Origin of the sequence: Streptomyces sp. NPDC060198 (genome assembly GCF_042728415.1) — a bacterium.
Classification (GTDB): Bacteria; Actinomycetota; Actinomycetes; order Streptomycetales; family Streptomycetaceae; genus Streptomyces.
This window is the reverse complement of the sequence record NZ_JBHWZJ010000254.1, coordinates 1-10,294: the sequence shown is the minus strand read 5'-3', so window position 1 is coordinate 10,294 and position 10,294 is coordinate 1. Positions and strand designations below refer to the sequence as shown.

10 protein-coding genes and 1 riboswitch are annotated in these 10,294 nt (G+C 70.8%); of the genes, 9 read left to right on the top strand and 1 reads right to left on the bottom strand.

The genetic code is table 11. The features are described from left to right. Window positions 1–41: 41 nt before the first annotated feature. From dxs to ACFWEP_RS25155, 5 genes are all read left to right on the top strand, one after another. On the top strand, window positions 42–2,072 hold the full coding sequence (gene dxs / locus ACFWEP_RS25175) for a 1-deoxy-D-xylulose-5-phosphate synthase (protein ID WP_387373107.1): 2,031 nt from the start codon (window positions 42–44) through the stop codon (window positions 2,070–2,072). Beyond that, complete coding sequence (locus ACFWEP_RS25170) at window positions 2,069–3,505, top strand: aspartate aminotransferase family protein (protein WP_387373105.1); 1,437 nt, start codon at window positions 2,069–2,071, stop codon at window positions 3,503–3,505. Before dxs ends, ACFWEP_RS25170 begins: the two co-directional genes overlap by 4 nt. A 71-nt stretch (window positions 3,506–3,576) precedes the next feature. Further along, on the top strand, window positions 3,577–4,185 hold the full coding sequence (locus tag ACFWEP_RS25165) for a helix-turn-helix domain-containing protein (RefSeq protein ID WP_387373103.1): 609 nt from the start codon (window positions 3,577–3,579) through the stop codon (window positions 4,183–4,185). Window positions 4,186–4,258: 73 nt separating this feature from the next. After that, entirely contained in the window at window positions 4,259–4,444 is a 186-nt protein-coding gene (locus tag ACFWEP_RS25160) for a DUF6126 family protein (protein WP_387373101.1), read from the top strand. A gap of 40 nt (window positions 4,445–4,484) precedes the next feature. Continuing rightward, on the top strand, window positions 4,485–4,886 hold the full coding sequence (locus ACFWEP_RS25155) for a hypothetical protein (protein ID WP_387373100.1): 402 nt from the start codon (window positions 4,485–4,487) through the stop codon (window positions 4,884–4,886). Window positions 4,887–4,912: 26 nt separating this feature from the next. Here ACFWEP_RS25155 and ACFWEP_RS25150 read toward each other — a convergent pair whose 3' ends face one another. Then, entirely contained in the window at window positions 4,913–5,722 is an 810-nt protein-coding gene (locus ACFWEP_RS25150; protein WP_387373098.1) for a tyrosine-protein phosphatase, read from the bottom strand. Between the two features lie 429 nt (window positions 5,723–6,151). Then, window positions 6,152–6,306: riboswitch (cyclic di-AMP (ydaO/yuaA leader) on the top strand. A 5-nt stretch (window positions 6,307–6,311) separates the two neighbouring features. On the opposite strand from ACFWEP_RS25150, the gene ACFWEP_RS25145 reads away from it, so the two are divergent. The 4 genes from ACFWEP_RS25145 to ACFWEP_RS25130 all read left to right on the top strand — a co-directional run bounded on the left by ACFWEP_RS25145 (window position 6,312) and on the right by ACFWEP_RS25130 (window position 10,172). After that, window positions 6,312–7,199 (top strand): LysM peptidoglycan-binding domain-containing M23 family metallopeptidase, encoded by an 888-nt coding sequence (locus tag ACFWEP_RS25145; protein ID WP_387373096.1) that lies wholly within the window; start codon window positions 6,312–6,314, stop codon window positions 7,197–7,199. A gap of 181 nt (window positions 7,200–7,380) precedes the next feature. Further along, complete coding sequence (locus ACFWEP_RS25140) at window positions 7,381–8,205, top strand: SGNH/GDSL hydrolase family protein (protein ID WP_387373094.1); 825 nt, start codon at window positions 7,381–7,383, stop codon at window positions 8,203–8,205. A gap of 218 nt (window positions 8,206–8,423) precedes the next feature. Continuing rightward, complete coding sequence (locus ACFWEP_RS25135) at window positions 8,424–8,864, top strand: PPOX class F420-dependent oxidoreductase (RefSeq protein WP_387373093.1); 441 nt, start codon at window positions 8,424–8,426, stop codon at window positions 8,862–8,864. A gap of 117 nt (window positions 8,865–8,981) precedes the next feature. Continuing rightward, a complete protein-coding gene (locus ACFWEP_RS25130; protein ID WP_387373091.1) occupies window positions 8,982–10,172 on the top strand; it encodes an MBL fold metallo-hydrolase in 1,191 nt (396 codons plus the stop codon). Window positions 10,173–10,294: the final 122 nt, after the last annotated feature.

Genomic DNA, 10,294 nt, shown 5'->3' with positions numbered 1-10,294 from the left:
ACCGCCCTCCTTCCACCAGGAACCGACGAGGGGGCACGTTCGTGACCTTGCTGGAATCCATCGGGGGACCACGGGACCTCGCGCCGCTCGGCGCAACGCAACTGGACGAACTCGCGGCGGACATCAGGACGTTCCTCGTGCAGGCGGTGTCCCGCAGCGGCGGGCACCTCGGTCCGAACCTCGGCGTCGTGGAACTGACCATCGCCCTGCACCGGGTCTTCGACTCGCCGCGCGACCGGATCCTGTGGGACACCGGCCACCAGAGCTATGTGCACAAGCTCCTCACCGGCCGCCAGGACTTCTCCAAGCTGCGGAGCAAGGGCGGCCTCTCGGGCTACCCCTCCCGCGCCGAGTCCGCGCACGACGTCATCGAGAACTCGCACGCCTCCACCGCGCTCGGCTGGGCCGACGGGCTGGCCAAGGCCAATGAACGGCTCGGCAGGGACGACCACGTCGTCGCCGTCATCGGGGACGGCGCACTCACCGGCGGCATGGCCTGGGAGGCGCTGAACAACATCGCCGCCGCCAAGGACCGCCCCCTGATCGTCGTGGTGAACGACAACACCCGCTCGTACTCCCCGACCATCGGCGGCCTCGCCGACCACCTCGCCACCCTCCGTACCACCGACGGCTACGAACGCTTCCTGGCCCGGTGCAAGGAACTCCTGGAGCGCACCCCCGTCGTCGGACAGCCGCTGTACGGCTCGCTGCACGGGGCGAAGAAGGGGTTCAAGGACACCTTCGCCCCGCAGGGGCTCTTCGAGGACCTCGGCCTCAAATACGTCGGACCGGTCGACGGCCACGACATCGCCGCCGTCGAGTCGGCCCTCGTACGGGCCAAGCACTTCCGGGGGCCCGTGCTCGTCCACTGCATCACCGAGAAGGGCCGCGGCTACACCCCAGCCCTGCGGGACGAGGCCGACCGCTTCCACGCCGTGGGGGCGATGGACCCGCTGACCTGCCGTCCGCTGACCGCGCCCGCCGGACCCTCGTGGACCTCCGTCTTCGGCGAGGAGATCGCCCGGATCGGGGCGGAGCGCCCCGACGTGGTCGCCCTCACCGCCGCCATGCTCCATCCCGTCGGGCTCACCGAGTTCGCCGCCGCCTTCCCGGACCGGGTCGTGGACGTGGGCATCGCGGAGCAGCACGCCGCGGTCTCCGCCGCGGGAATGGCCGCCGGCGGACTGCACCCCGTCGTCGCCGTCTACTCCACCTTCCTCAACAGGGCATTCGACCAGGTGCTGATGGACGTGGCCCTGCACCGCAGCGGCGTGACGTTCGTGCTCGACCGGGCCGGGATCACCGGCACGGACGGCCCCTCCCACAACGGCATGTGGGACCTGTCGGTGCTCCAGGTCGTGCCCGGGCTGCGGATCGCCGCCCCGCGCGACGCCGAGCAGCTCAGAGCGCAGCTCCGGGAGGCAGTCGACGTCCACGACGCACCCACCGTCGTCAGGTTCCCCAAGGAGTCCGTGGGGGAGGCGGTCCCCGCAGTCGGACGCGTCGGCTCCATGGACGTACTGCACCGGGGCGAGCGTTCCGACGTGCTGCTGGTGGCGGTCGGGGTGATGGCCCCGGTCTGCCTGCGCGCCGCCGACCTGCTGACCGGCGCGGGGATCGGCTGCACCGTTGTCGACCCGCGCTGGGTCCGACCGGTGGACGAGGAGCTCGCCCCCCTCGCCGCCAGGCACCGGCTGGTCGCCGTCGTCGAGGACAACTGCCGTACCGGAGGCGTCGGCTGGGCGGTCGGGCAGGCGCTGCGGGACGCGGAAGTGGACGTCCCGCTGCGGACCTTCGGGATCCCCGAGGAGTTCCTCGCCCACGCCCGACGCGGTGAGCTGCTCGCCGACGTCGGACTGACCCCGGTGGAGATCGCGGGCAGCATCGGCGCGGCACTCGCGGGACGTCCCGGAGCCCCGGACGGCCACCCCGCCGACCGCGCCGAAGAGGAAGCGACGGCCCCGCATCCCGTACCGCCGGCCGGGGACGGTACGGAACGAGGACGCGAGGCGCGCGGAGCGACACCAGCGAATCCAGCGGTTCGGGCGAAGAAGGAGACGAGCGGGGAATGAAGGACGACAGGGCGGCCGGCGCCGCGCACACCGACGGCGCCGACAGCGCCGGCAAGGGGTTCGATCTCGCGACGCTGCTCGCGGAGCGCGGCGCCGAACGCTACGAACTGCACGCGCGCCATCTCAACCACCAACTGCCGCGCATGCTGCACACCATCGGTTTCGACAAGGTCTACGAACGGGCCGAGGGCGCCCACTTCTGGGACGCGGACGGCGAAGACTACCTCGACATGCTCGCCGGATTCGGCGTGATGGGCCTCGGACGGCACCACCCGGTCGTCCGCAAGGCACTCCACGACGTGCTCGACGCCTCCCTCGCCGACCTCACCCGCTTCGACTGCCAGCCGCTGCCCGGTCTGCTCGCCGAGAAGCTCCTTACCCACAGCCCCCACCTCGACCGGGTCTTCTTCGGCAACAGCGGTACCGAGGCCGTCGAGACGGCGCTCAAGTTCGCCCGGTACGCCACCGGGAAACCACGCGTCCTCTACTGCACCCACGCCTTCCACGGCCTCACCACCGGCTCGCTCTCGATCAACGGAGAGGACGGCTTCCGCGACGGCTTCGCCCCGCTGCTCCCCGACACCGCCATCGCCCTCGGCGACCTCGACGCGCTGCGCCGGGAGCTCAAGCGCGGCGACGTGGCGGCACTGGTCGTCGAGCCCATCCAGGGCAAGGGCGTGCACGCGGCGCCGCCCGGCTTCCTGCGCGAGGCCCAGGAGCTCCTGCACCGGCACAAGGCGCTGCTGATCGCGGACGAGGTGCAGACCGGTCTCGGCCGGACCGGCGACTTCTACGCGTACCAGCACGAGGACGGCGTCGAGCCCGACCTGGTCTGCGTCGCCAAGGCGCTCTCCGGCGGCTATGTGCCGGTCGGAGCCACCATCGGGAAGGACTGGATCTTCAAGAAGGTCTACTCCTCCATGGACCGGGTGCTCGTCCACTCGGCGAGCTTCGGTTCGAACGCCCAGGCCATGGCGGCGGGACTCGCGGTCCTCTCGGTGATGGAGGACGAGGAGACCGTCGCCCACGCCCGGCGCACCGGGGACCTGCTGCGGACACGGCTCGCCGCGCTGGTCGACCGGTACGAACTGCTGCACGAGGTGCGCGGGCGCGGGCTGATGATCGGCATCGAGTTCGGCCGGCCGTCGTCGATCAAGCTGCGCAGCCGGTGGACGATGCTCCAGGCCGCACGCAAGGGACTCTTCGCGCAGATGGTTGTCGTACCGTTGTTGCAGAAGCACCGGATTCTCACCCAGGTGTCCGGGGACCATCTCGAAGTGATCAAGCTGATCCCGCCGCTGATCATCGGCGAACCCGAGGTCGACCGGTTCGTGACGGCCTTCGAGTCGGTGATGGACGACGCCCACGGTGGGGGCGGCCTGATGTGGGACTTCGGCCGCACCCTGGTGAAGCAGGCGGTCGCCAACCGCTGACCCGTCTCCGACGGTTTTGCCTCTGAGGCAAGAAATTTGCCTCAGAGGAAAGTCGGTGGCGCAATGGAGGTATGAATCCTCCTGACGGAGGGGTGGCCGACGACCTCCCCGGCGTCGCCCCCCGCCTGCGCGAACTGCGCCGGAGCCGAGGCCTCACCCTGGAGGCCGCCGCGCAGCGCGCGGGACTCTCCCCGGCCCATCTCTCCCGGCTCGAAACGGGAAACCGTCAGCCCTCGCTGCCCGTCCTCCTCGGCCTCGCCCGTATCTACGGTACGACCGTCTCCGAACTCCTCGGCGAGATCCCCCCGGAACGCGACGCGATCGTGCGCGGCGGCCGGTTCGACGGGCCCGAGGCGGACGGCTGGATGTACCGCCGGGCCGGCGGTCCGGGCCGTGCCATGCAAGCCCTGCGCGTCCGCGTCCCGTACGGCGCCCAGGGCGACCTGGTGCGCGTCCACCCGGGGGAGGAGTGGCTGTACGTCCTCGAAGGGCGGCTGCGGCTCTCCCTCGGCGAAACCACGCACGAGCTCGGGCCCGGCGACAGCGCCCACTTCGACTCGCTCACCCCGCACCGGATCGCCGCCGCCGGGCCCGAGGGCGCCGAGCTGATCTTCGTACACACCTTGTTGCAGAGCCCCGCCGCCGAGCTGTGCCTCGGTGACGGGACCCGTCGGCGCTGACCGCGCCCGGCACCCCGGTGCCGCGCCCATTCCTCGTACGCCCGGCCCCGGGCGTACGGAAGAGAGGACCGTCATGTCCGATTCGGAGCACTACGACCCGCTGACGCCCCGGCAGACCGGCAGCAGCGCCCCCCGGGACACCCAGGAGCGGAAGATGCCGCGCGGGATGGTCATCCGGCTCGTCGCCTACCTGGTCGCCGGGCACGTCATCGCCGCCTTCCTCTACATCCTGTTCGCCGTGGCGGGCGGCAATCAGTAGGGGGATTCCTCCGGACCGCGGGGCTCCGTAGCATGCCCGCATGACGACGGACCTGCGGCATCCGCGGCCCGGATGTACGTGGGACTGGTGGGCGGTCGACGCCGCCGGCTTCCTCGTGCAGTTCAGCCACGGGCCCGCTCCCGAACACCTGCTGGCGCACCTGGACCGGGTCGACGCCGCGGCCGCGTGGGCAGAGGAGCACCGAGCCGTGTGGTTCGGCGGTGACTCCGTGCCGCTGCACGCGTTCGTCTGCGACGGCGAACTGCCCACCTACCTGCGGCGTGGCGTCCCGGCCTCTCCGCTGCGGCTCTCCGACGCGCCCGCGGTCATCGCCGGCGTCGCGGTCCTGGTCGAACTGGACCGGGCGGTGGGGGACACCTGGACGATCCACCTCGACGAGGGGTGGGTCCGGGCGGCGGCCCGACCGGGATCGCCCGGTTGACCGGACCGCCGCGACGAGCGTGCGGCCTACGCCTCGTCCAGCAGCCGCTCACGCAGCCGCTCCCGGGTCTCCCCGGAGAGTCCCAGTCCCTCGGCGAAGTAGCGCTCCGTGGTGCCCCAGTTCTCCTCGATCGTGGCGAGGGCCGCGTCCAGGTAGTCGATGTGTGCCCCGAAGAGCGGGTTGAGCAGGCTCATCACCTCGGCGGACACCAGGGGGTCCGCGCTGTCGCCACGCCTCAGCCGGTACCGGCGGTGCGCATCGTTGGACTTGAGGTAGTCCGCCGCGATGGCATCGCGCTCCACTCCCACCGCGAGCAGGGTCACCGCCATCGTCAGGCCCGCCCGGTCCTTGCCCGCGGCGCAGTGCATCAGCGCCGGCACGCTGTCTTCCGCCAGGGCGTGCAGGACCCGGCCTTGCTCGGCCGTACGGTCGGTGATGATCGAGCGGTACGAGGCGAGCATGCGCTCCGTGCCCTTGCCGTCGGCGAGCAGTGAACGCAGCTGCGCGATGTCGCCCTCGCGCACCAGCCGCCAGAAGCCGGCCCCGTCCGCCGGGTCGGAGAGCGGGATGCGGACGTTGCGCACGCCCGGCAGTTCGATGTCGAAGCCGTCGAGCTTCTGGTCGGCGGAGTTACGGAAATCGAAGACCGTGTGCAGGCCGAGCCGGCCGAGGAAGACGGCGTCCTCGGCGGTGGCGGCGGCGAGGTGACCGCTGCGGAAGAGCCTCCCGTGCCGGACCCGTCGTCCATCGGCAGTGGGCAGCCCGCCCACGTCCCGGAAGTTACGGACCCCGCTCAGCTCGGGTTCGGCCGGCGAGAACTGCGGCACCTGCGTCACAGCGGCTCCTCGGTGCGTCTGCGCGCCGGCGCTGCTCGCCGACGTCGGCTCGTCGCGACCCTACGACATCGCTCCCCGGCGCCGGGGAGCCGGCGGTCGTCTCCCCGGCTGCTGAAGAACCGTCATCAGTGACGTGCGCGACATGTCCGTATTGTACGTATTTTGATCAACATCACCCGTTTATGGGTGAGATGGTGGGTGATCTCGTGAGCGGGATCATATCCGTGACCGTGTGTGGCCGGGAAGCCGGGCGGCAGTCCGTCCGCCGCGCGGAAAGCCAAGATCGGTAATCCACGGAGGGTGACCGGAAAAGCGGGCCGATTTCGGCTCCGGGATTCCGTTCCGCTTGCGACGGCTTGTTCCGTCCGACCTGGCTCGATTACGTTCACCATCACTCCGGACGGACCGCCTAATCCTGCCGCCGCCCGGAATTCGCACTCACTGATGCGTGGCAGGAGCGGGGGACCCAGGTAAGCCGCCGACCGGAGTTGTTCCGGAAGGCTCGGGGTGAAGTCGCGTTCAGCGCGACCGGGCATCTCCAGCCCGAACCCGACAGCTCACCTCGTAGGCGCCGGAGAGGAATTCCCCCATGCCCATCCCGGGTAAGCACCGTCGTAAGAAGTCCGGCCCGATCGCTCGCGGCATCCTCGCCGTCGGAGCGGGCGGCGCCGTCGTCGCCCTGCCGCTCCTCGGAGCCACGGGTGCCCACGCCGCTGAGCAGTCGGCCCCCGCCGCCGCCCAGTCCGCCCAGCAGTCCGCCAAGACCTACAAGGTCGTCCCCGGCGACTACCTGGCGAAGATCGCCGCCCAGCACAAGATCAAGGGTGGCTGGGAGAAGCTCTACCAGGACAACCGCGAGGTCGTCGGCGGCAACCCGAGCCTGATCCTCCCGGGCATGAAGCTGACCCTCGGCGCCCAGGCGTCCGGCTCGGCCTCCACCGCGTCCTCCGCCAAGGCCGAGGCCCCGAAGACCGAGACGAAGACGGCCGCCAAGACCGAGGCGAAGGCCGCCCCGGCGGCCTCGGCCGAGTCCGCCGCGACCACCACCAAGGCCGCCGACAGCAACAGCACGGGCTGGACCACCCCGGTGGCCAACGCGACCGTCACCACCCAGTACCACGCCTCCGGCTCCATGTGGTCCAGCGGTTACCACACCGGCTCCGACTTCAGCGCCGCCACCGGCACCGTCGTCCGCGCCGTCGGCCCCGGCACAGTCGTCTCCGCCGGCTACGACGGCGCCTACGGCAACGAGGTCATCATCAAGCACGCCGACGGCATGTACTCCCAGTACGCGCACCAGTCGCAGCTGATGGTCTCGGCCGGCCAGACCGTCACCGGCGGCCAGCAGATCGGTCTCTCGGGTGCCACCGGCAACGTCACCGGCCCGCACCTCCACTTCGAGATCCGCACCACCCCGAGCTACGGCTCGGACGTGGACCCGATCGCCTACCTGCGGTCCCACGGCGTCTCCATCTGAGCCACCTCCCATTGACGAATCGTCACGATCCGTCAGGGATTCGAGGGGCGGTACGCGCAAGCGTGCCGCCCCTCTACTTATTCCGGCTTTACCAAAAACTGACCAGGTGGTCTATCTCACCCCACGTCAACCCCTTCTTACGGTCGCGTAGGTCACATGAAAAGGGGCAAGATATGTGGTCGTGGCAGACGATTCGAGAATCCAGCAGACAGACACCATCGGGTCGTACGCGGCGATCGGCGACAGTTTCACCGAGGGAGTCGGAGACCCCGGACCGGACGGGTCTTATGTCGGCTGGGCGGACCGTTTCGCGGTTCTCCTCGCGGACCAGCTTCCCGCCCTCGACGAGGCGACGGGTCCCGATTCCGTGCACGGGGAATTCCGGTACGCCAATCTCGCGGTACGCGGACGACTTCTCGATCAGATAGTCGAGGAGCAGGTCCCCCGCGCCAAGGAGCTCGCACCCGACCTGGTGAGCTTCTGCGCCGGGGGCAACGACATCATCAGGCCCGGCACCGACCCGGACGATCTGGCCGAGCGCTTCGAACGCGCGGTCGCCGACCTCACCGACGCGGTCGGCACCGTCATGGTGACGACCGGATTCGACACCCGCGGGGTCCCGGTGCTCCGGCACATGCGCGGCAAGATCGCCACCTACAACGTCCACCTGCGGGCCATCGCGGACCGCTACCACTGCCCGGTGCTGGACCTCTGGTCCCTGCGTTCGATCCAGGACCGCCGGGCCTGGGACAACGACCGGCTGCACCTCTCGCCGGAAGGGCACACCCGGGTGGCGCTGCGGGCCGCACAGGTCCTCGGCCTGGAGACACCGGCCGACCCCGACCAGCCCTGGCCCCCGCAGGCCCAGCGGAACACCTTCGAGATGCGGCGCGACAACATCCAGTGGGCACGCGAGTACCTCGTCCCGTGGATCGGCCGCCGGCTGCGCGGCGAGTCCTCCGGCGACGAGGTCGCCGCGAAGCGCCCGGACCTGCTGCCGCTCTGAGCACGGTCGGCCCACGGCCCGTCACACCGGGGGAACTCGGAGACGTGACGGGCCCGCCGGTCGCGTGCCCGTCAGGCGCCGCCGGAATCCGCTCCAGCACCGTCCCGGCGAACACCTCGTACGACGGCGGCGACCCCAGGTGGACGTACGTGCCGCCGACCCCCTCGCCGGGGCCGTGGCGGCGGAATCTTGCGGGGCGTGGGCACGTTGGACGGATCATGACGTCTCTCGATACCGCACAGGAAGACCTCCTGCGACTCGTCGGTGCCTCGCACGACGGGGTGCTCGTGACGCTGAGGAAGAACGGCCGACCCCAACTGTCGAACGTGAACCACGCCTTCGACGCCGAAGCCCGGACGATCCGGGTCTCGGTGACGGAGGACCGGGCGAAGACGCGGAACCTGCGCCGCGACCCCCGGGCGAGTTTCCATGTGACGAGCGAGAACCGGGGCGCGTGGACCGTCGTGGACGGGACGGCCGAGCTGACTCCCCCCGCCGCCGACCCCCAGGACGCCACCGTCGAAGCGCTGATCTCCCTCTACCGGGACGTGCTCGGCGAGCACCCGGACTGGGACGACTACCGGCAGGCGATGGTGCGGGACCGCAGGGTCGTCCTCACCCTCCATGTCGAGCACGTGTACGGGCAGCCGGGTGCCTGACGCGATACATGTGGGGAGTCGGGCAGGCCCGGGGCGCCGTGCCCGCCCCGGGCGAACCGTCGCGCGGGCGTGCCTCCCGCACATAATAGGAAGAGACCGACTCCCCCAGGAGATGCTGTGACCGGCGCCGAATTCTTGACCCCCCTGCGCACCCGACTCCGCTCGATGCGCGCCGACGCGTTCGGGGCCGACCCCTCAGGGGCCCGGATGGAGCGCATCCGCCGCTCGCCCCACTTCGCCGACGGAGTGTTCCAGAATCCGGTCGGGGCCCGGACCCGGCCCTCGGGCTCCTCGCTGGAACTCGCGAAGACCTACTTCAACAAGGAGCAACGGGCACGCAGGGCACCGCTCGGAAACATTCCGGTGCACGCCACGACCTTCGCCGACCTGGCCCGGCCGCCGGCCTCGGGTCTCCGGGTGACCTGGATGGGCCATTCCAGCGTTCTCGCCGAGATCGACGGGAGCCGCGTGCTCTTCGATCCCGTCTGGGGCGAGCGCTGCTCCCCGTTCGACTTCGCGGGCCCCAAGCGTCTCCATCCCGCCCCGCTGTCGCTCGACGCGCTGGGGCCGGTGGACGTCGTCGTCATCTCCCACGACCACTACGACCACCTGGACCTGCCGACGATCCGTGCCCTCGCCCGGACGGACACCGTCTTCGCCGTGCCGCTCGGCGTCGGCGCCCACCTGGAGCACTGGGGTGTGTCACCCACCCGGCTGCGCGAGCTGGACTGGAACGAGAGCACGGAGGTGGCGGGCATCCGGCTCACGGCGACCCCCGCGCGGCACTTCTGCGGACGCGGCGTGCGCAGCGGCCAGCACACCCTCTGGGCGTCCTGGGCTGTCGAGGGGGCCGAGCACCGGATCTACCACAGTGGCGACACAGGTTACTTCGCCGGATTCCGTGACATCGGAGCCGAGCACGGCCCGTTCGATCTGACGATGATCCAGATCGGGGCTTACTCCGAATTCTGGCCCGACATCCACATGACGCCCGCCGAAGGGCTCCGCGCGCATCTTGACCTCCAGGGCGGCAGCCCTCGCGGCGTTCTGATGCCGATCCACTGGGGCACCTTCAACCTCGCCCCGCACCCGTGGGCCGAGCCGGGGGAGTGGACCCGTGAGGCCGCGGCCGCGATCGGTCAGGCGGGTGCCTTCCCCATTCCGGGACAGCCTTTCGAGCCCGCCGGGGAACTGCCGTCCGAGCCGTGGTGGCGGACGGTGGGTTACGTACCCGACCAGGAGTGGCCCGTTCCCGAACTGCCGGAGGGCTCGTCGCACGAGACCCTCGAACTCGTCACGGAGGAGTGACGGGCCGGTCGGCGGGGCCCGTGACGGGCTCCGCCGCCCCGGGCCCGCCGGTGACGGGTCCGGCACGGGCGCGCCCTCGCCGTCCTTGGGCGCGGGCCGGCTCGTGCCGGGCACCCAGGAGC

Bases quoted from the DNA above. Each gene is read 5' to 3' on its own strand.
- ACFWEP_RS25165 (WP_387373103.1), top strand. From the start codon at position 3,577: ATGAATCCTCCTGACGGAGGGGTGGCCGACGACCTCCCCGGCGTCGCC.
- ACFWEP_RS25160 (WP_387373101.1), top strand. From the start codon at position 4,259: ATGTCCGATTCGGAGCACTACGACCCGCTGACGCCCCGGCAGACCGGC.
- ACFWEP_RS25170 (WP_387373105.1), top strand. From the start codon at position 2,069: ATGAAGGACGACAGGGCGGCCGGCGCCGCGCACACCGACGGCGCCGAC.
- ACFWEP_RS25145 (WP_387373096.1), top strand. From the start codon at position 6,312: ATGCCCATCCCGGGTAAGCACCGTCGTAAGAAGTCCGGCCCGATCGCT.
- ACFWEP_RS25155 (WP_387373100.1), top strand. From the start codon at position 4,485: ATGACGACGGACCTGCGGCATCCGCGGCCCGGATGTACGTGGGACTGG.
- ACFWEP_RS25135 (WP_387373093.1), top strand. From the start codon at position 8,424: ATGACGTCTCTCGATACCGCACAGGAAGACCTCCTGCGACTCGTCGGT.